This is a genomic window from Streptomyces sp. NPDC051963 (assembly GCF_044593495.1).
Lineage (GTDB): Bacteria > Actinomycetota > Actinomycetes > Streptomycetales > Streptomycetaceae > Streptomyces.
Window position 1 is genome coordinate 333,015 of record NZ_JBIUCC010000011.1, and the last position, 19,924, is coordinate 352,938.

General features: G+C 68.7%; 14 protein-coding genes. 6 read left to right on the forward strand and 8 right to left on the reverse strand.

Features of this window, described 5'->3' with window-relative positions; translation table 11 throughout:
* Positions 1-655: 655 nt before the first annotated feature.
* The gene (locus ACIHFB_RS40100; RefSeq protein ID WP_365283485.1) at positions 656-1,306 is read right to left on the reverse strand and encodes a TetR/AcrR family transcriptional regulator; all 651 of its coding nucleotides are present in this window, start codon (positions 1,304-1,306) and stop codon (positions 656-658) included.
* Between the two features lie 169 nt (positions 1,307-1,475).
* Between ACIHFB_RS40100 and ACIHFB_RS40105 the strand changes: the two genes are divergently transcribed.
* Together ACIHFB_RS40105 and ACIHFB_RS40110 are read left to right on the forward strand one after the other, a co-directional pair.
* Complete coding sequence (locus ACIHFB_RS40105) at positions 1,476-2,393, forward strand: ABC transporter permease (RefSeq protein WP_365283487.1); 918 nt, start codon at positions 1,476-1,478, stop codon at positions 2,391-2,393.
* The gene (locus ACIHFB_RS40110) at positions 2,386-3,231 is read left to right on the forward strand and encodes an ABC transporter ATP-binding protein (RefSeq protein ID WP_365283489.1); all 846 of its coding nucleotides are present in this window, start codon (positions 2,386-2,388) and stop codon (positions 3,229-3,231) included. The genes ACIHFB_RS40105 and ACIHFB_RS40110 overlap by 8 nt, the downstream gene beginning before the upstream one ends.
* Positions 3,232-3,303: 72 nt before the next feature.
* On the opposite strand, the gene ACIHFB_RS40115 is transcribed toward ACIHFB_RS40110, so the two are convergent.
* On the reverse strand, positions 3,304-8,250 hold the full coding sequence (locus ACIHFB_RS40115; RefSeq protein ID WP_365288496.1) for an NAD-glutamate dehydrogenase: 4,947 nt from the start codon (positions 8,248-8,250) through the stop codon (positions 3,304-3,306).
* Positions 8,251-8,981: 731 nt separating this feature from the next.
* Here ACIHFB_RS40115 and ACIHFB_RS40120 point away from each other — a divergent pair.
* Positions 8,982-9,548 (forward strand): DJ-1/PfpI family protein, encoded by a 567-nt coding sequence (locus ACIHFB_RS40120; protein WP_365288494.1) that lies wholly within the window; start codon positions 8,982-8,984, stop codon positions 9,546-9,548.
* A 62-nt stretch (positions 9,549-9,610) separates the two neighbouring features.
* Here ACIHFB_RS40120 and ACIHFB_RS40125 read toward each other — a convergent pair whose 3' ends face one another.
* Together ACIHFB_RS40125 and ACIHFB_RS40130 are read right to left on the reverse strand one after the other, a co-directional pair.
* Positions 9,611-10,276 carry an HAD family hydrolase gene (locus ACIHFB_RS40125; RefSeq protein ID WP_365288492.1) on the reverse strand — a complete coding sequence of 222 codons (666 nt, stop codon included), beginning with the start codon at positions 10,274-10,276 and terminating at the stop codon, positions 9,611-9,613.
* Between the two features lie 158 nt (positions 10,277-10,434).
* A complete protein-coding gene (locus ACIHFB_RS40130; RefSeq protein WP_400129469.1) occupies positions 10,435-10,950 on the reverse strand; it encodes a DUF6912 family protein in 516 nt (171 codons plus the stop codon).
* Between the two features lie 333 nt (positions 10,951-11,283).
* On the opposite strand from ACIHFB_RS40130, the gene ACIHFB_RS40135 reads away from it, so the two are divergent.
* Positions 11,284-11,823, forward strand: a complete 540-nt coding sequence (locus tag ACIHFB_RS40135; RefSeq protein WP_400129470.1) for an Rv3235 family protein — start codon at positions 11,284-11,286, stop codon at positions 11,821-11,823.
* 131 nt (positions 11,824-11,954) lie between these two features.
* Here ACIHFB_RS40135 and secA read toward each other — a convergent pair whose 3' ends face one another.
* Positions 11,955-14,774 (reverse strand): preprotein translocase subunit SecA, encoded by a 2,820-nt coding sequence (secA, locus tag ACIHFB_RS40140; protein WP_365288486.1) that lies wholly within the window; start codon positions 14,772-14,774, stop codon positions 11,955-11,957.
* Between the two features lie 279 nt (positions 14,775-15,053).
* On the opposite strand from secA, the gene ACIHFB_RS40145 reads away from it, so the two are divergent.
* Both ACIHFB_RS40145 and ACIHFB_RS40150 read left to right on the forward strand, forming a co-directional pair.
* On the forward strand, positions 15,054-15,644 hold the full coding sequence (locus ACIHFB_RS40145) for a GNAT family N-acetyltransferase (protein ID WP_365288484.1): 591 nt from the start codon (positions 15,054-15,056) through the stop codon (positions 15,642-15,644).
* An 84-nt stretch (positions 15,645-15,728) separates the two neighbouring features.
* Positions 15,729-16,931, forward strand: coding sequence for a winged helix-turn-helix domain-containing protein (locus ACIHFB_RS40150; RefSeq protein ID WP_400129471.1), 1,203 nt, complete (start codon positions 15,729-15,731; stop codon positions 16,929-16,931).
* Positions 16,932-16,934: 3 nt separating this feature from the next.
* On the opposite strand, the gene ACIHFB_RS40155 is transcribed toward ACIHFB_RS40150, so the two are convergent.
* From ACIHFB_RS40155 to ACIHFB_RS40165, 3 genes are all read right to left on the reverse strand, one after another.
* Positions 16,935-17,681 carry a response regulator transcription factor gene (locus ACIHFB_RS40155; RefSeq protein WP_210594278.1) on the reverse strand — a complete coding sequence of 249 codons (747 nt, stop codon included), beginning with the start codon at positions 17,679-17,681 and terminating at the stop codon, positions 16,935-16,937.
* A 203-nt stretch (positions 17,682-17,884) separates the two neighbouring features.
* Positions 17,885-18,577 carry a ribosome hibernation-promoting factor, HPF/YfiA family gene (gene hpf, locus ACIHFB_RS40160; protein ID WP_400129472.1) on the reverse strand — a complete coding sequence of 231 codons (693 nt, stop codon included), beginning with the start codon at positions 18,575-18,577 and terminating at the stop codon, positions 17,885-17,887.
* Positions 18,578-18,891: 314 nt separating this feature from the next.
* Positions 18,892-19,758, reverse strand: coding sequence for a ComF family protein (locus ACIHFB_RS40165; protein WP_400129473.1), 867 nt, complete (start codon positions 19,756-19,758; stop codon positions 18,892-18,894).
* Positions 19,759-19,924 lie beyond the last annotated feature (166 nt).

Consider the following 19,924-nt stretch of genomic DNA (forward strand, 5'->3'; position numbering starts at 1 on the left):
ATTCTCGGGAACCGAAAGAAGGTTCGGCCCGTTCCGCCAGATCCGACGGCGCTTCCCATAGGGATCAGCGACGCGAAAGTGGCACAAAGGTGACGCAAGGGCGACACGGGGTTCCGGGACGCCAAGGCGCACCGTTCAGAACTCCGTCAGAGCCGGAAGTGAACGCTCACTTCACGGATTCGCCCCAGCTCAAGGCGACAGCAGAGCTATCGGCAAAGTAAAATCGAAAAACGCGAACGGCCGAACGGCGCCACGAAAAATCCCCCGTACCATGCTCAAGAGAGCAGTCGATCTCCACCATATCCGCGCGCGACATAATCGCGCAGCGCAGGGACAGATTCCCCGTGCCCGGAATTCACATATTCGCCACAGGCTCGACAGTCATGGTCAGTGACAGCCGATTAGTCCCGCGTTTGAGTGGCGAACCGGTTCAGCACCCAAAAACTCTCACACCGAGGGCGATGAATGCAACTGATCAACAACGAGAGTGGCGCAGGCCACTCCAGCCATACCTGGTTAATAATTCAAGCGCCTATCCGTTGCACGGCTCCGCCCAGCCCCTCGACGTCCGTCGTCCTGGAGGGCTGGTCGGGTTACTCGGAGTAGCCGATCCCGCGCCGACCCGATCAAACGGCGGTCGGTACGCGCGGCTTACTCACAGCGCCTCAAGGGCCCGCGTGGTGGCGCGCGCCAGCGCGGCCAGATACCCCTTGGGCAACTTCGGGCCGCGGATCACCACCGAACGCCAGTACAGGGGCCCGGAGATGAGATCCAACGCCAGATCGGCGTCGATGCCCTCCCGTACCTCACCTCGCCGCTGCGCCGCCGCGACGATCCCGCTGGCGACGCCGTCCTGCCCCTCGCGCACCGCCTTCTGCATGGCCTCGGCGATCTCGGGATTGCGGGCGGCCTCGGCCTGGAGGTCCGGGATGATCTGCGAGGCGACGGGGTGGCGCAGGGCGCGGGAGGTCACCTCGTACAGCAGCCGCAGGTCGCCCTCCAGGGAACCCGTGTCCGGCGCGGGCAGGCCCTGTACGGCGATGGCCGAGACCAGGTCGAGCACCAGGTGCAGCTTGGAACGCCAGCGGCGGTAGACCGCCGTCTTGCCGACACCCGCGCGGCGCGCGATGCCCTCGATGGACATCCGCGCATAACCGACGGCCGCGAGCTCCTCGAAGACGGCAGCCCGGATGGCCTCCGTCACGTCCGCCCGCAGCACGGCCGCACCGGCCGGGGGCCTGCGGCGCCGGCGCTCGGCCACCTGCGTCCTGGGCTCGTCGGCGTTCGTCGTCATGCGGACCAGCATAGGGCGTTACGACGAAACGGTTGCGTTCCGACGTTAAATCGGAATACTCTCCCGTTGCGACGATACGGTCCCGTCCCGACGTAAGAGAACGTGAAGAAACGCGTAAGGAAACGGCAAGGGGCCAAGGGCCGGACGTGCGCACCCCTCCCCCCGAGCGAAAGCAGCGGATGTGAGCCAGGTCCTCCACACACCGCCCCCCACGGCGGCCCCGGCCGAAGACGATCTCGCGGCGCTCGCCGCCCGCCACGGCCTCACGGTCAGCGGCGCCCGTCCGTCCCTGCCCGAGTACGTCCGCCAGCTGTGGGCCCGCCGTCACTTCATCGCGGCGTTCTCGACCGCCCGGCTCACCTCCCAGTACAGCCAGGCGAAGCTCGGCCAGGTCTGGCAGGTCATGACCCCGCTGCTGAACGCGGCGGTCTACTTCCTCATCTTCGGCGTGCTGCTGGGCACCAAGAGGGGCGTGCCGGACTACGTGCCCTTCCTGGTCACGGGCGTGTTCGTGTGGACCTTCACGCAGAGCTCGATCCTGGCGGGCACCCGGGCGATCTCCGGCAACCAGGGCCTCGTACGGGCGCTGCACTTCCCGCGCGCCGCACTGCCGATCTCCTTCTGCCTCCAGCAGCTCCAGCAGCTGCTGTTCTCGATGGCGGCCCTGGTGGTCATCCTGCTGGCCTTCGGGGTGCCGGTCGCCTTCTCGTGGGTGCTGGCGATCCCGGCGCTGATCCTCCAGTTCACGTTCAACGCGGGCATGGCGATGATCATGGCCCGGCTGGGTGCCAAGACTCCGGACATCGCGCAGCTGATGCCGTTCGTGCTGCGGACGTGGATGTACATCTCCGGTGTGATGTGGAGCATCGACCACCTGCTCAGCAAGCACAACGACCTGCCGTCCTGGGTGGGCCCGGTGCTCCAGGCCAACCCTGCCGCCGTCTACATCGACCTGATGCGCTTCGCACTCATCGACAGCTTCCACGCGAGCCAACTGCCGCACCACGTGTGGCTGATCGCGACGGGCTGGGCCCTGCTCGCCGGAGTCGGCGGCTTCATCTACTTCTGGAAGGCTGAGGAGACGTACGGCCGTGGCTGATCACACCCCTGAGAACATCCCCACCGTCATCGCCGACGGCGTCGACATCGTCTACCGCGTCAACGGCACCGGTGCCGGACGCGGCTCGGCCACCGCCGCCCTCAACCGCATACTGCGCCGCAAGAACGCCGAGAAGGCGGCCGGCGTCCGCACGGTGCACGCAGTGAAGAACGTGTCCTTCGTCGCCTACCGCGGCGAGGCGATCGGCCTCATCGGCACCAACGGCTCCGGCAAGTCGACCCTGCTCAAGGCGGTCGCCGGCCTGCTCCCGGTGGAGAACGGCTCCATCTACACCGACGGCCAGCCCTCCCTCCTCGGGGTCAACGCCGCCCTGATGAACGACCTCACCGGCGAGCGCAACGTCTACCTCGGCGGCCTCGCCATGGGCATGTCCCGCGAGCAGGTCAAGGAGCGCTACCAGGAGATCGTCGACTTCTCCGGCATCAACGACAAGGGCGACTTCATCACCCTCCCCATGCGGACGTACTCCTCCGGCATGGCCGCCCGGCTGCGCTTCTCCATCGCCGCCGCCAAGGACCACGACGTCCTGCTCATCGACGAGGCCCTCGCCACCGGCGACGCCAACTTCCGCAAGCGCTCCGAGGCCCGCATCCGCGACCTGCGCAAGCACGCGGGCACGGTGTTCCTGGTCAGCCACAACAACAAGTCCATCCGCGACACCTGCGACCGCGTGCTGTGGCTGGAACGCGGCGAACTGCGCATGGACGGGCCGACGGAGGACGTCCTCAAGGAGTACGAGGCGTTCACCGGCGACAAGGCCGCCAAGCCGAAGCCCAAGCCCAAGGCTTCACCGCCGAAGGTTCCGCAGCCTTCGTAAGCCCCTTCTCTACGACGACCAGGGCGCCCCGAGCCGTTGTGGCTCGGGGCGCCCTGGTCGTCGTACCACCGTCTACGAATGCGTGCGCAGCAGCGTCCGCATCGTCCGCATCGCCACCGACAGGTTGGCCAGGTCGAACGAGTCCGAGCCCTGGATCTCGTCCAGCGTGGCGCGGGCGCGGCCGAGGATCGCCGCGTTCTTCTGCTCCCAGAGCTTGAAGCGCTGCTCGGGGGTGTCCGTGCCGTTGCCGACCGCGAGGACGTCCGACGTCACGGCCGAGTGGGCCGCGTACAGGTCCTCGCGGATGGAGGCGCGGGCCATGGACTGCCAGCGGTCGGCGCGCGGCAGCTCGATGATGCGGTCCATGAGCTGGGTGATGTGGAGCCGGTCACCGAGGTCGTAGTAGACCTCGGCGACGTCCAGCGGCTCGCGTCCCATCCGGTCGGCCACCGAGACGATGTCCAGCGTCGGGAAGGCGGAGGAGAACCCGGCCACGCGGGTGGCGAGTTCCTCCGGGACGCCGGCGCCGGTCAGCTCGTCGTGGATCTGCTGGTACCACTCCAGATCCGCGCCGCGCAGCAGCTTGGGCAGCTGGGACCAGACCTGCTCGACCCGCTCGCCGAAGAATTCGACGGTCTCGGCGAGCTCCAGCGGCTGCGGCCGGTTGTTGAGCAGCCAGCGCGTGCCGCGCTCGCAGAGCCGACGCGAGTGCAGCCGGATACGGGTCTGGACGGCGGCCTCGGCCTTGTTGTCGAGCGCCTCCACCCCGTCCCACACCGCGGCCGCGTGGAAGATCGTCCGGGCCGCGGTCTGCGCCCGCACGATCTCCTCCAGCGAGGCTCCGGTCTCCTCGCGCAGCCGGTGCAGGAAGCTCGTACCGCCGGTGTTGACCGTGTCGTTGACCAGGACGGTCGTCACGATCTCGCGGCGCAGCGGGTGGCTTTCGATGTGCTCGGGGAACTTCTCGCGCAGCGCGGTCGGGAAGTACGCGTAGAGCAGGCCGCGCAGATAGGGATCGTCGGGCAGCGAGGTGTGCAGCAGCTCCTCGGCGACCGTGATCTTCGTGTACGCCAGCAGGACCGCCGTCTCCGGACTGGTCAGACCCTGTCCGGCGCTGAGGCGTTCGCGGATCTGACGGTCGGTGGGCAGGAACTCGATGGCCCGGTCGAGGTGGCCCTCCCTGACCAGGTGGCGCATGAAGCGCTGCTGGGCGTGGAGCATGTCCTTGGACTGGAAGAGCGCGTTGGCGATCGCCGTGTTCTGCGCGTAGTTGTTGCGCAGGACCAGTCGGCCGACCTCGTCGGTCATCTCGGCGAGCAGCTTGTTGCGCTGCTTGACGGTCATGTCGCCGTCCGTGACCACGCCGTTGAGCAGGATCTTGATGTTCACCTCGTGGTCGGAGGTGTCCACGCCCGCGCTGTTGTCGATCGCGTCCGTGTTGATCTTGCCGCCGTGCCGGGCGAACTCGATCCGGCCGAGCTGGGTCAGACCCAGGTTGCCGCCCTCGCCGACGACCTTGACGCGCAGGTCGGCGCCGTCGACACGGATCGCGTCGTTGGCCTTGTCGCCGACGTCCGCGTGGCTCTCCGTGGCGGCCTTGACGTACGTCCCGATGCCGCCGTTCCACAGCAGGTCCACCGGCGCCTTCAGGATCGCCTTCATCAGGTCGGCCGGCGTCATCTTGGCGACCTTGCCCTCGATGCCGAGGGCCTCCCGGATGTGGGCGTTGATCGGGATCGACTTGGCGGTGCGGGGGAACACTCCGCCGCCCGCCGACAGCAGCTCGGTGTTGTAGTCCGCCCAGCTGGAGCGCGGCAGCTCGAAGACCCGGCGGCGCTCGGCGTACGAGGTGGCCGCGTCCGGGTTCGGGTCGATGACGATGTGCCGGTGGTCGAAGGCGGCGACCAGCCGGATGTGCTCGCTGAGCAGCATGCCGTTGCCGAACACGTCACCGGACATGTCACCGATGCCGACGACCGTGAAGTCCTCGGACTGGGTGTCCACGGCCAGCTCCCGGAAGTGCCGCTTCACGGACTCCCAGGCGCCGCGCGCGGTGATGCCCATGCCCTTGTGGTCGTAACCTGCCGAGCCGCCGGAGGCGAAGGCGTCGCCGAGCCAGAAGTTGTAGCTGCCCGCCACCTCGTTGGCGATGTCCGAGAACGTCGCCGTGCCCTTGTCGGCCGCGACCACGAGGTACGTGTCGTCAGTGTCTGGACTGTCATGCCGTACGACGTCGGCGGGCGGGACGACCTCGCCGGCCACCATGTTGTCGGTGATGTCGAGCAGCGCCGAGATGAAGGTCTTGTAGCTGGCGATGCCCTCGGTCAGCCATGCGTCCCGGTCCACGGACGGATCCGGCAGCTGCTTGGCGACGAACCCGCCCTTGGCGCCGACCGGCACGATGACGGTGTTCTTCACCATCTGCGCCTTCACCAGCCCGAGGATCTCGGTCCGGAAGTCCTCACGCCGGTCGGACCAGCGCAGGCCGCCGCGCGCGACCTTGCCGAACCGCAGGTGCACACCCTCGACCCGGGGCGAGTACACCCAGATCTCGTACGCCGGACGCGGCGCCGGGAGATCGGGGATCGCCTGCGGGTCGAACTTCATGGAGACGTAGTCGTGCGGCTGGCCGCCGAGCGCCTCCTGGAAGAAGTTGGTGCGCAGGGTCGCCTTGATCACGGTGAGGAAGGACCGCAGGATCCGGTCCTCGTCGAGCGATGCGACCTGGTCGAGGGCGGCATCGACCTCTTCGAGGAGGGCGTCGACGATCTCCCGGCCCGCCCGCTGCCGGTCCGGCGACATCCGCGCCTCGAACAGCGAGACGAGGAGGCGGGTGGTGTGGACATTGTTACGGAGGGTGTCCTCCATGTAGTCCTGGCTGAACGTGGACCCCGCCTGGCGCAGGTACTTGGCGTACGCCCGCAGCACCATCGCCTGCCGCCAGCCGAGACCGGCGCGCAACACCAGGGAGTTGAAGCCGTCGTTCTCCGCCTTGCCGGTCCAGGTGGCGGAGAACGCCTCCTGGAACCGCTCACGCCCGTCGTCGCCGAGGTAGTCACCGCTGGCGCCCGGCAGCTGGGGCATGCGCAGCCCGAAGTCGTAGATCCAGGAGACCGTACGGTCCGAGCAGCGCAGCTCGTACGGCCGCTCGTCGATGACCTCCACCCCGAGCCGGTTGAGTACCGGCAGGACCGCGGACAGGGAGACGGCGGCGCCCTTGCGGTAGATCTTGAAGCGGCGCTCCTCGGGTGCGGCGCCCACCGGTTCGTACAGGCTGAGCGAGAAGTTGTTCTCCAGGCTCAGCTGTTCGAGGTGGACCAGGTCGGCGACCGCGGCGCGCGGGGAGTGGTCGGCCTTGTAACCCTCCTGGAAGGCGTTGCCGTACTTGCGCAGCAGTTCGGCCGCCCGCTCCTCACCGCACTCGGCGTTCAGCGCCTCGGAGAACCCGTCGGCCCACGAACGGGCCGCCTCCACCAGCCGCCCCTCGATGCGCTCCTTGTCGGCGTCGCTCAGCTCCGGCAGCTCGGTGCCCTGCGGGACACGGACGACGAAGTGCAGCCTGGAGAGGATCGACTCGGTGTTCCACGCGGTGAAGTCGACGCTGGTGCCGTCGAGTTCCTCCTTGAGGATGTCGATGATCCGCAGCCGTACGCCCGTGGTGTAGCGGTCGCGGGGCAGGTAGACGAGGGCCGAGTAGTAGCGGCCGTACTCGTCCTGCCGGAGATAGAGCCGCAGCCGGCGTCGCTCTTGCAGATAGAGGACGGAGGTGACGATGGACCGCAGCTCGTCGACCGGCGTCTGGAACAGCTCGTCGCGCGGGTACGTCTCCAGGATCTGGAGCAGATCGCGCCCGTCGTGGCTGTTGGGCGAGAACCCGGCGCCCTTCAGCACCTCCGCCACCTTGCGCCGGATGACGGGCACCCGGCGGACGGACTCGGTGTAGGCCGCGGACGAGAAGAGCCCGAGGAAGCGGCGCTCGCCGACGACCTCGCCGTTCTCGTCGAACTTCTTGACCCCCACATAGTCCAGGTACGACGGCCGGTGAACGGTGGACCGGCTGTTGGCCTTCGTCAGGATGAGGAGCTTGTGCTCGCGCGCCTTGGCACGGGCGTCGGCGGGTAGCCGCTCGAAGGAGGGGCTGACGGGGTGGCTGTCCTCACCGGCGTGGTGCGGATCGGACCGCAGGATGCCGAGCCCGGTACCGGCGACGGCGGCAAGGGAGTCGTCGTCCCGCAGCTGGTACTCGCGGTACCCCAGGAATGTGAAGTGGTCGGCGGCCAGCCAGCGCAGCAGCTCGCGGGCCTCCTCGACCTCCTGCTCACGCAGGTCGGAGGTGGGCTCCGTGGGCAGTTCGTCGGCCATCCGCAGCGCCGCGTCCCGCATCTTCTCCCAGTCCTCGACGGCCTCGCGGGCGTCGGACAGGACACGCAGCAGATCGGCGGTGATCTGCTTCAGGTCGGAGCGGTCGGTCTCGCGGTCGATCTCGACGTGGATCCAGGACTCGGTGTGGGTGTCGTGCGGAACCTCGCCGGCGGGCGCGTCGCTGAGCACCTCGATGAGCTTGCCGGTGAGATCGCGACGGACGAACACCTGCGGGTGGATGACGACGTGGATGCCACGCCCCTGCCGGGTCAGCTCATTGGTGACGGAGTCGACGAGAAACGGCATGTCATCGGTGACGACCTCGACGACGGAGTGGCTGCATGTCCAGCCGTTCTCCTCGACCGTCGGGGTGTGCACGCGCACATTGGCCGTACCCTGCGGGCGGTTCTCGGCCAACCGGTAGTGGGAGAAGGCAGCGCCGAAGACGTCGACCGGGTCGCGGTCGGTGAGGTCCTCGGGTGCGGTGTGCAGGTAGTAGCGCTGGAGGAACGCGAGCACGGTTTCGCGGTCCGGGGTGCCGGGGGTGCCCTCGCTCGTCGTCCCAGTCGGTAGGTGCCCCCCGACCGGGCTGTTCTCAGCTACCCGAGCAGCCCTCTCGAGCAACTCGGCCTTGGCTTCGTCCAGCTTGGTCTGCATTGTCCTCTGGCTCCTGTCGCGCGCCGTTGCGTGACGTAGAAGGAAGTACGGTCTCTTCCCCTCCGACGTAACGCCGCGACGCGGGGTGTCCGGTCTGCTTCGACGCTATGCCGCAAGGTGAGATGAGCGGGGGGTTATCAGCCATTCTCGACGCGCCCGAGGGGTGTGACTCTGCTCTCTGCGCTGTCTGCGCCGCAGTCACCCCGGGCACCCCAGGCGTCCTGGGGGCCATGACCACCCCGACCCGCCCACGAAGACCAGCGGCCACCGCCCGGCCACGGCTGTATGCCGTGGACCCCGGGCGCAAAACGGAGACACAAGGGCCCCCGCGACCTATCGCGCTGATCACGCCACAAGGCTATCGCTCCGGACCCGGGCCCCGTCATGAGCCGCATGTGTACAAAACCTGGGGGCGAAGTTTGACGTTCTGCACAGTATGGGGCGGGCACCTGAGCGGCAGACCGCCGTTGCAGCGGGGCCGGCCGCGCCGGTGGGCGGGCTGTTGCGGGCGCACCTACGCTGGGGATACGCGGCGCTGCCACCCCCTGCGGGCAGTCGTGCCGCCTGGGGCGTCACGGGTGGGCGCAGGCGCCACCCCGTCAGCGCCGGGCCGCGCGACCCACCCCACGCCGACACCGACGCGCCGCCCCCTTGGCAACGCCCCCACCCCGAGGCACGTTGCCCATAGCACCCGACGAAGCCGAACCCACCCTCGAGGGGAGCGCAGCACAATGTCGGCCAAGATCCTCATCGTCACCGGCGACGCAGCCGAGTCCCTGGAAGTCCTGTACCCCTACCAACGCCTCCTCGAAGAGGGCTACGACGTCCACATCGCCGCCCCCACCCGCAAGAAGCTCCAGTTCGTCGTCCACGACTTCGAACCCGGCTTCGACACCTACACCGAGAAGCCCGGCTACACCTGGCCCGCGGACCTGGCCTTCGCCGAGGTCGACCCGGGCCAGTACGCCGCCCTCGTCATCCCCGGCGGCCGAGCCCCGGAGTACCTCCGCAACGACCCCGAACTCCGCAAGATCCTCAAGTCCTTCTTCGACGCCGACAAACCGGTCGCCCAGATCTGCCACGGGCCCCTCCTCACCGCCGCGGCGGACAGCCTCCGAGGCCGCCGCGTCACGGCGTACCCCGCCCTGGAACCGGACATGCAGGCCGCCGGCGCCACCTTCCAGGACACCGAGGCGGTGGTGGACGGCACCCTGGTCTCCTCCCGCGCCTGGCCGGACCACCCCAGCTGGATGCGAGAGTTCCTCACGGTCCTACGCGCAAAGGCCCCGGCGAACTGAGTCACCCGCACCACCCCAGCCCGGCAAGCTGAGCCACCCCACCCGCACGCCCGCCGCAGGCGTCACGCAGCCAACCGCTCCGCCACCGCAACCGCCTCCCCCAACGTGTCCACCACCGGCACCCCGACCTCCTCCAGACTCTTCCGGCTGTGCGACCCCCCGGTGTACAACACGGCCCGCGCCCCCACATGCCGCGCCGCCACCGCGTCATCCGCGGCGTCCCCGATCACCACCGTACGAGCGGGGTTCACACCGACCAGCGCCCCGAGGTGCCGCTCCATGTGCTCGGCCTTGCTGCCTCCGGACGGCCCGGTCCGCCCGTCGACCCGTATGAAGTGCGGCTCGATCCCGAACCCCCGTACCAACGGGACGAGTTCGGCATGGCCGTACATGCTGAGCAGCGACTGGCTGCGCCCCGCCGACAGCCAGTCCACCAGCAACTCGGCCACGCCCTCGGTGAGCCCGCACGTCACCCGGTGCTCGGTGTAGTACCGGTGGAAGGTCTCGTCCATGACCTCCCACTCGGCCTCGGTCGGCAGCCGCCCCATCAGCCGCTCGTAGAACTTCGGCACCGGCACGCAGTACAGCGCCCGGTACTCCTCCATCGTGATCGGCTCGAGCCCCAGCTCGGCGAAGGCCGCGTTCGTCGCGCCGATGATCGCTTCGTTGTCGTGGAACAGCGTCCCGTTCCAGTCCCAGACAATGTGTGCGCCCGTCTGCATCCCCATGCCAAAAACCGTACCCGCCACCACTGACAATCAAGAGAACGGCAGGTCAAACGGCAGGTCAAAGAGCCAGAGAGCACCAAAGCCCGGGTACCGCAGTCCGGGTACAAAAGCCCGGGTGCCAAACCCCGACCACCGCAGTCCGGGGGCGACCCCGCCGCTCAGTCCCCCAGCCCCACCAAATTCGGAATCTCCTGCGTCGCGAACCACAGCAGCTCGTGGTCATCGGCCCCGTCCACGACGAACTGCGCGTCGTCGTCCCCACCGTCCGCCGCGTGCAGCGCCTCCGCCGCGGCGGCCACGTCCACCTCCGCGTCCCCGGCATCGACATGCACCGCGGCCGCCTTGGCCAGCGGTACGGCCCCGTCGATCCGCACCTCGCCCAGTGCCACCGGATCGAGCCCCCGGTCGGGGTCGGCGACCGCGGCACCGTGGGGTACGTCCACGGCGACCACGACCCGGCGCCGTACCGCCCCTCGGTCGGCCGCCAGCAGCCGCAGCGAGGCCAACCCGGCCCGGCCGAGCGCCGCGTACTCCAGTTCCTCGATGTCGTCGGAGAGGTACCACTCGCGCAACGCGGGCGTGACGGCGTAGGCCATGAGCGGCCCGGCCCCCAACTCACCCGTCTTGTACGCCTCGGCGAGACCGGAGAGGGTCAGGGGGACGTAGACACGCATGACTGGCCGCTTTCGTGGTCGATGGTCGAGGGCTCCGCAACGGACCCGGGAGGGCGAGTCCCGCGTCTCCCGGAGGGCCTTCAGGATACGTGCGGGCGTCCCCTTTCGTGTTCCTGCCCTCGCCCCGGGGAGCGTCCACCCCGCGCCCGGAACTCACCCGGTGCACCCCCGCAATCATGGGCCGCTGCATCCCCGAATCACCCGGATAAGTGAACCTGGCGACCGGCCCCACCCGGGTCCCCGCTTCCTTGCCCAGGACGTCCGCCGCCCCGTACAAGATCCCCACCACCAAGTTACTGCCCGGTATCCCGGGCCCACCGAGCGGGGACATCCATGAACAAGGTCATGACCAGGGCGAACCACGACTCGGGCACCCGCCCGCCCGGTCGCCGCGACACCCGCCGCCCCGGCGGCACTCCGCCCCGCGCACCGAGGCCGGCAGCCCGTACGACACCGGCCGGCAAGGCCCGTACGACCTCTGCCACCGCATCGCCCGCCGTACCGCCTCAGACGCCGCGCAGGGCGGTCCCGCGTCCCCGGCCCACCGACGTCTTCGCCGACCGCCTGCTCCTCGTCCTGAGCGGCCAGCGCCCCGTGCACTGGATGCTCGGGCACACCGCGGGCCGCGCCTACGACGAACTGGCCCGGCTCGCGGATCACGGTCTCCTGCGCACCCGCGGCACGCGGCCCGTCGTCCGCGACATCGGCTACTACATCGTCCACTCCGGCGCCGTCGAGGCCTTCGCCCGCATCGGCGCCGGCGACCAGCTGCGCGCGATGGCCTTCCGCCTGGAGAAGGGCCCGGACCTGCGCTGGCGCTGCACGGCGCTGGAGCTGGACGGCCCGCGCACACCGCTGCCGGACGGCGACTGAAGCCCGCCCAAGCCGAAGGGCCGGACACCCTCGCAGATGTCCGGCCCTGCACAACTCGTCCTCACTTCAGGAAACAGCCGCCGCCACGTCTGCCGACCGGCGCGATGGCTGCCCCTCTCGCGAGGCGCCCGTCACTTCTTGCGGCGTCGCCCGCCCCGCGACTGCTTCCGGCGCTCCGCGCGCGTGAGGCCGTCGGACTCGGAGCGCACCCCGGCGGTCTCGTCGTCGCTGTCGAAGTCGCCCTCGACGGTGCCGCCCTCGCCGTCCACGGTGGGCGCGGTGAAGTGCAGGTTGCGCCGCTGCGGGGCCTCCAGGCCCTTGGCACGGATCTCGGGACGGGACCCCGCCTGCGCCGGCACCGCGTCCTGCTTCTGGAGGGTCGGCTGCTTGGCGTCCTCGACCGGGACCTCCTCGACCTGCTGCTCGACCTGGACCTCCAGGTTGAACAGGTAGCCGACGGACTCCTCCTTGATGCCCTCCATCATGGCGGTGAACATGTCGAAGCCCTCACGCTGGTACTCGACCAGCGGGTCCTTCTGCGCCATCGCGCGCAGGCCGATGCCCTCCTGGAGGTAGTCCATCTCGTAGAGGTGCTCGCGCCACTTGCGGTCCAGGACCGACAGCACGACCCGACGCTCCAGCTCACGCATGATCTCGGAGCCGAGCTGCGTCTCACGCGACTCGTACTGCTCGCGGATGTCGTCCTTGATGGAGTCGCCGATGAACTCGGCGGTGAGCCCGGCCCGGTCGCCGGCCGTCTCCTCCAGCTCGTCGACGGTGACCTTCACCGGGTAGAGCTGCTTGAAGGCGCCCCACAGCCGGTCCAGGTCCCACTCCTCGGCGAAGCCCTCGGCGGTCTCGGCCTGGACGTACGCGTCGATCGTGTCGTCCATGAAGTGCTGGACCTGCTCGTGCAGGTCCTCGCCCTCCAGGACGCGGCGGCGCTCGCCGTAGATGACCTCGCGCTGCCGGTTGAGGACCTCGTCGTACTTCAGAACGTTCTTACGGGTCTCGAAGTTCTGCTGCTCGACCTGCGACTGGGCCGATGCGATCGCGCGCGTGACCATCTTGTTCTCGATCGGCACGTCGTCCGGGACGTTCGCCATCGACATCACGCGCTCGACCATCTGGGCCTTGAACAGCCGCATCAGGTCGTCGCCGAGCGACAGGTAGAAGCGGGACTCGCCCGGGTCGCCCTGACGGCCGGAGCGACCGCGCAGCTGGTTGTCGATACGACGCGACTCGTGCCGCTCGGTGCCCAGGACGTAGAGCCCGCCGAGGTCCTTGACCTCCTCGAACTCCGTCTTCACCGCCTTCTCCGCGCGCTCCAGAGCGGCGGGCAGCGCGGCCGCCCACTCCTCGATGTGCTCCTCGGGGTCGAGGCCACGCTGGCGCAGCTCGGCCTCGGCGAGGTCGTCGGGGTTGCCGCCGAGCTTGATGTCAGTACCACGGCCGGCCATGTTCGTGGCGACCGTCACGGCGCCCTTGCGGCCGGCCTGGGCGACGATCGTCGCCTCACGGTCGTGCTGCTTCGCGTTCAGCACTTCGTGCTGGATACCGCGCTTGGAGAGCTGCTGCGAGAGGTATTCGGACTTCTCGACCGACGTCGTACCGACGAGGATCGGCTGGCCCTTGTCGTGCTTCTCGGCGATGTCGTCGACGACCGCCTCGAACTTCGCGACCTCGGTGCGGTAGATCAGGTCGGACTGGTCCGCGCGGACCATCGGCCGGTTGGTCGGGATCGGGACGACGCCGAGCTTGTAGATCTGGTGGAACTCGGCTGCCTCGGTCATCGCCGTACCGGTCATGCCGGAGAGCTTGTCGTAGAGGCGGAAGAAGTTCTGAAGGGTGATCGTGGCGAGGGTCTGGTTCTCGTCCTTGATGTCCACCCCTTCCTTCGCCTCGATCGCCTGGTGCATGCCCTCGTTGTAGCGGCGGCCGGCGAGGATACGACCGGTGTGCTCGTCGACGATCATGACCTCGCCGTCGATGACGACGTAGTCCTTGTCCTTCTTGAAGAGCTCCTTCGCCTTGATGGCGTTGTTCAGGTAGCCCACCAGCGGCGTGTTCACCGACTCGTAGAGGTTGTCGATGCCCAGCCAGTCCTCGACCTTGCTGACACCGGACTCGTGGATGGCGACCGTGCGCTTCTTCTCGTCGACGTCGTAGTCGCCGGTCTCCTCGAGGCCCTTGAGCGGGTTGCCCGCCTCGCCGCGCTTGAGGCGCGTGACCAGCTTGGCGAAGTCGCCGTACCACTTGGTGGCCTGGTCGGCCGGGCCGGAGATGATCAGCGGCGTGCGGGCCTCGTCGATGAGGATGGAGTCGACCTCGTCGACGATGGCGAAGTTGTGGCCGCGCTGGACGAGTTCGTCCTTGGACCACGCCATGTTGTCGCGCAGGTAGTCGAAGCCGAACTCGTTGTTCGTGCCGTACGTGATGTCGCATCCGTACTGCTCGCGGCGCTGGGCCGGCGTCATGTTGGCGAGGATGCAGCCGACGGACAGGCCCAGGAACCTGTGGATGCGGCCCATCATCTCGGAGTCGCGCTCGGCCAGGTAGTCGTTGACCGTGATGATGTGGACGCCGTCTCCGGAGAGGGCGTTCAGATACGCGGGCAGGGTGCCGACCAGGGTCTTGCCCTCACCGGTCTTCATCTCCGCCACGTAGCCGGTGTGCAGGGCCGCGCCGCCCATCATCTGCACGTCGTAGTGCCGCTGACCAAGGACGCGCTTGGCGGCCTCGCGTACGGTCGCGAACGCTTCGGGCAACAGGTCGTCCAGGCTCTCACCATCGGCATACCGCTGCTTGTACTCATCGGTGAGGGCCCGCAGCTCGGCGTCGGAGAGGTCGACAAAGTCCTCTTCGATGGAGTTGACCTGGTCCGCGATGCGGTGCAGCTTGCGCAGGATTTTGCCTTCGCCTGCACGCATGATCTTCGAGAGGACGGACACGGGGGTTGGTCTCCTTGCCGGTCGGGCCTGGGACGGTCGGTTTCCATTTGACTTGACTGAGCAACGGCCATCGTATGCGAGGACCCCGGCACGCCGGGAGGCCTGCCGGGACTGCGACTGTCCGCTGCTGCACAACTCTTCAATAATCTTCAATGGGGACAACGTCCGGGGCCCATGGATGGTGCCGCGCCACACCCACGAATTGCGCGAACTGTGATCACTCGCTCACTCACCGCTAAAGGGTGGCGTCTTCGTCGAGATCCCGACCAGAATCGGCAGATGGAACCCGTCACGCTGACCGCCGGCCGTCTCGTCCTGCGCACGGTCGGCCCGCAGGACACCGACGCCGTGTACGCCGCCGCCCAGGACCCCGACATCCAGCGCTGGACCACGATCCCCTCTCCCTACCTGCGCGAACACGCCGAGAGCTTCACGGAACACATCGCTCCCGACGGCTGGACGAACGGCTCCATGTTCACCTTCGGTGTCTTTCTCCCCGAAGGGGAGTTGGCCGGCATGCTCGGCATCACCATGCGCTCCCTGGGCGTCGCCGAGATCGGTTTCTGGGCCACCAAGGAACACCGCGGCAACGGCTACACCACCGAGGCCACCCTCACCGCCGCCCGCTGGACCTTCACCCACATCTCGGTCGACCGCATCGAATGGCGAGCAGAGGTGGGCAACGCAGCGTCCCGCGCCGTCGCCGAACGCGCCGGCTTCACCATCGAAGGCACCCTCCGCTCCGCCCTCAACAACAAGGGCGTACGCAGGGACTGCTGGGTGGGCTCCCTGCTCCCGTCGGACCTGGGCCTGCCCTCTACGGCGCCCTATCTGCCGACGGCGACATCCTCGGAGCCGTCCGGGATGTGAGGACAACACCACGCGTCTCAGCCCCGGGCACCAAACCCGCAGGTCACCCCCCACTGTCAGTCCCACCCCCTATCGTGCGGGACCATGACGACCCTCCCGCGCCCGACCACGGAACTGTCGGCTGACGACGCCCGCCGCCTCGCCCTTCGCGCACAGGGCTTCATCGGCGCCCCCGACCGCCGGTCCGGCGTCCGCGGCATCCTCCGTCACCTCGGCGCGGTCCAACTCGACACCATCTCCGTCCTGGCCCGCTCCCACGAACTCATCCCGTACGCCCGCCTGGGCGCGGTGGGCCGCAAACCCATCGAGAGCGCCTACTGGAAGCCTGCGTCCCCCGGCATGTCTCCGGTGCGACCGCACGCCTTCGAATACTGGTCCCACGCCGCCTGCATCCTCCCCATCGAGGAGTGGCCCCACTTCGCCTTCCGCCGCCGCGCCTACCGCAACCGCCCGCACTGGAACCACGAACTCCCGGACGGCGCCTACGACCAGGTGATCAAGCAGCTGAAGGCCGAAGGCCCCCTCACCGCCACAGAGTTGGGCGGCGCGAAGAGGACCAGCGAGTGGTGGGACTGGTCCGGCTCGAAGGTCGCCGTGGAGCGCGCGCTGATGTACGGCGAGGTGGTCTGTGTGGAACGCCGCGGCTGGAAGCGCGTCTACGACCTGGCCGAACGCGCGGTCCCGGACGACCTGCTGCACGACGAGTTCGACGACACCGAGTGCCTCCGCAGACTGGTCCGCCTCGCCGGCCAGTCCCTGGGCGTCGGAACCCGCGCGGACATCGCCGACTACCACCGCCTCAAGGGCGACCAGGTGGACGAGGTGATCGCCGACTCGGGCCTGGTCCCGGTCACGGTCGAGGGCTGGGGCAAACCGGCCTGGGCCGACCCGGCAGCCCTGGAGACACCTCCCCGCGGCCGCCACCGCACGACGCTCCTGTCCCCCTTCGACTCCTTGATCTGGGAACGGGCGCGCACCGAGCGGATCTTCGGCTTCACCCACCGCCTGGAGGCCTACGTCCCCAAGCCGAAGCGGGTGTACGGCTATTTCGCGATGCCGGTGCTGGCGGGCGGCCGGCTCGTCGGCCGCGTCGACCCGGCCCGCGAGGGCCGCACCCTGGTGGCCAAGCAGGTCACCCTGGACGGCCCGAAGGCGGTCCAGGCCGTCGCCCAGGCCCTGGCCGAGGCGGCGAGCTGGGTGGACTGCACGGACGTACGCGTGGAGCGCGTGAGCGACCCGCAACTGCGCGAGCCCCTCGCGAAGGAGCTCATCCGCACACTGGCGTGATCCTCAGCGGATCTCGAGGATCTTCTCCCGCATCGCATACACGACCGCTTCCATCCTGGAGTGCAGCTGGAGCTTCTCCAGGATGTTGCGCACGTGGTTCTTCACGGTGTTCTCGGAGATGAACAACTCCTTGGCGATATCGCGGTTGTTCATCCCCGTGGCCACGAGCTTGAGCACTTCCAGCTCGCGGTCGGTAAGCCGCGGTGCGGGCACCAGCCGACGCTCGTCGGTCCGCTGAATCATCGACTTGAACTCGGTGAGCAGCTTCGACGCCATGGAAGGGCTGATCTGCGACTGACCGTCGGCGACCGCGCGAATGGCGGTGGCCACCTCGTCCGTCGAGATCTCCTTGAGGAGATAGCCGGTCGCGCCCGCCTTGATGGCGTCGTAGAGATCGGCTTCCTCGTCGCTGATGGTCAGCATGATGATTTTGGCACTGGGGGCCACTTCCTTGATCGAGGTGCATGCCTCGATTCCGCCCCGCTTGGGCATCCGTACGTCCATCAGGACGATGTCCGGCAGCAGATCGGCAGCCTTGTCGACCGCCTCCGCTCCGTCGCCCGCCTCCCCGACGACCTGGATGTCCTCCTCGGCCGCGAGCACGATTTCCAGGCCACGTCGGAAGAGGGCGTGGTCGTCCACGACCAGGACGCGGATCGGCTCCTTACGTGGTGAGCCCGTGTCCGGGCCCATGCCGACGACGCCGTCGTCGGCGTCCCCGTCATGCATCGGTCCGAAGCTGTCCGCCATCGTTCCTCCCCCTGAAGGCTGTGGCTGGTCCTGTGCCATCGCCAACCCAAGGCACCGGCCCACCGGTTGGGCCGGTGAGGCCATGATTCCATGCCCGGACGACACTGGGGTGACAGAGCGGGGCGCGAAGTGGTCGCACACGGGTGCCCCTGGGGGCGCACACGCGCTCCAGGGGCACCCGTCGGGTGTGTCGGCCGGGCGGGTCAGCCACCCAGCGTGCTGCCTGCCGCGGGCGATTGCGCCTGGGTGACCATCGGGTCCGTGTTGAGGTGGATGACTCCGTAGTCGTACGCGTGGCGCCGGTAGACGACGCTCGGTTCCTTCGTCTCGGAGTCGACGAAGAGGTAGAAGTCGTGCCCGACCAGTTCCATCTCGTAGAGAGCCTGGTCGAGGGTCATCGGGGAGGCGACGTGGGTCTTCTCGCGGACCACGAGGGGGCCTTCGCCCTTCACTTCCAGCGAGCCGATCTTCTTGACGGGCACGCCGTCCGAGTCATCGTCGTGGACGGTGTGGCCGTTTCCGTTGAGCGTCGCCGCGCCCGGAACGTGGTCGGGGACCTCGGCTGCGGTGAGCCGTCGCGAGCCCCGGCGTGTGTGGCGCTTGTCGTGCTGCTTGCGCAGCCGGGCATCCAGCTTCTCCGCCGCCAGGTCGAGTGCCGCGTACGGATCGCTGGCCGCCGCCTCCGCCCGGATCACCGGACCGCGGGAACGAAGCGTGATCTCAACTCGATCCGATCGGTCGGCCTGTCGGGGGTTCGGCTCCTTGGACACCTCGACGTCGAGGCTGATCACCTTGCCGTCGAGCTTCTGGATCTTCTCCAGCTTCAGCTTCTCGGCCACGTGCTTGCGGAACCGCTCGGGCACCTCGGTCTTGCGGCCCTTGACGACGATGTCCACGCAGAACTCCGTTCCCGGATCGCTCCGCTTCAGCGGCGGAGCATCTCCCTTTTGCACCAGGTTCCGGTGAGCCCGGAACCTCGGACTCGGTGACGTTCACCTCCTCCTCCCCCGCGGGCAAGATCTCCACCCCACCGCCGCGGCTGATTCCGCAAAACCCGCGGCGCGGCATTCGGCTATGCGAGGTATGGCCTGGGCCTTTCCCTCACAACCGAACATATCTCGCCTGGACGGATGCCGTCACCCTCTACCGCGGTGTACCTCCGTTCAGGTGAATTGCTCCTCTCATTACCTGCAACGATGCATGTTCACCGTCAGTTCCGGTTCATTTCGAAAGAATCCGGCGAGGCTGCGACCACAGCTGCGCAGATCATGGCATCGGCCCGGTGCGCGCCTGCCATTCCTGGCACTCCGTGCCTTTGGTCCGCCGCCTCGTTCATTGATCCAGCCCTTCGTTCCTCTGTCCCTTCCCGAGCCGCCGCGGCATACACCGCTGCGGCCGAGCTTCCATACACTCCCGGTCCGTACGCCCGCGCCGTCGCCGCCCGCACGGCACGCGCCGCCTCCGTCAGGGAGGCGCCCGTCGTCATCAGGTCGTCGACGAGCACGACCGGGCCTTCGGCGAGCAGCCGTGCGCCACCGGGCGCCACTGCCAGCGCGCCCGCGAGATTGTCCAGCCGCTGCCGGGAGTTGAGCCCCGACTGGTCGGCCACGACCCGCCGCTGCCGCAGTACGGAGACCACCCGCGCCGGCATCTCGCCCCGCCGCAGCTCACTCGCCGCCGCCAGCGCGATCCGCCGTGCCGGATCATGCCCCCGAGCCCGCACCGCCCCGCGCGCGGACGGCACGGGAACGAGCAGCACAGGCTGACCGTCCCGCACCTGCGCCCCGCTCAGCCCCGCCCGCACGACCCCTGCCAAGGCCATGCCCAGCGGTGCCGCAAGTGCCAGTGCGCCCCGTTCCTTGTGGGCGAGCAGCACCGCCCTCACCTCGTCCGCGTACCGGGCGGCCGCATGCACCATCGGCAGCCCGGGCGGCTCCGGCACCGGTCGCACCCGGCACGGCGCGGCCCCGCTCAGGGCTGCACGGCACTCCGGGCAGAGCACCGTACGAGGCCTTCCGCAGCCTCCGCACTCGGCCGGCAGCACCAGGTCGGTGAGGTCCTGCCACCACCCCCGCATGCCCACCACTGTGCCAACACCCGCGGCACGCGGCCACCCCTGTGGATAACTCCCTGTGGACAACTCCGAACGCCGATTCCGAACGCCGACGAGACAGCCGTATCGCGGGAACGCCCGGAACACGGGAGCAAGCGCAAGGAGGGTCACAGTCACCGACCCCGAAACC

Excerpts from the sequence above, each read along its gene's own strand:
- ACIHFB_RS40100 (WP_365283485.1), bottom strand. The coding sequence starts at position 1,306 with ATGCTGGTCCGCATGACGACGAACGCCGACGAGCCCAGGACGCAGGTG.
- ACIHFB_RS40115 (WP_365288496.1), bottom strand. The coding sequence starts at position 8,250 with ATGCAGACCAAGCTGGACGAAGCCAAGGCCGAGTTGCTCGAGAGGGCT.
- ACIHFB_RS40120 (WP_365288494.1), top strand. The coding sequence starts at position 8,982 with ATGTCGGCCAAGATCCTCATCGTCACCGGCGACGCAGCCGAGTCCCTG.
- ACIHFB_RS40125 (WP_365288492.1), bottom strand. The coding sequence starts at position 10,276 with ATGGGGATGCAGACGGGCGCACACATTGTCTGGGACTGGAACGGGACG.
- ACIHFB_RS40130 (WP_400129469.1), bottom strand. The coding sequence starts at position 10,950 with ATGCGTGTCTACGTCCCCCTGACCCTCTCCGGTCTCGCCGAGGCGTAC.
- ACIHFB_RS40135 (WP_400129470.1), top strand. The coding sequence starts at position 11,284 with ATGAACAAGGTCATGACCAGGGCGAACCACGACTCGGGCACCCGCCCG.
- ACIHFB_RS40145 (WP_365288484.1), top strand. The coding sequence starts at position 15,054 with ATGGAACCCGTCACGCTGACCGCCGGCCGTCTCGTCCTGCGCACGGTC.
- ACIHFB_RS40150 (WP_400129471.1), top strand. The coding sequence starts at position 15,729 with ATGACGACCCTCCCGCGCCCGACCACGGAACTGTCGGCTGACGACGCC.
- ACIHFB_RS40155 (WP_210594278.1), bottom strand. The coding sequence starts at position 17,681 with ATGGCGGACAGCTTCGGACCGATGCATGACGGGGACGCCGACGACGGC.
- ACIHFB_RS40165 (WP_400129473.1), bottom strand. The coding sequence starts at position 19,758 with ATGCGGGGGTGGTGGCAGGACCTCACCGACCTGGTGCTGCCGGCCGAG.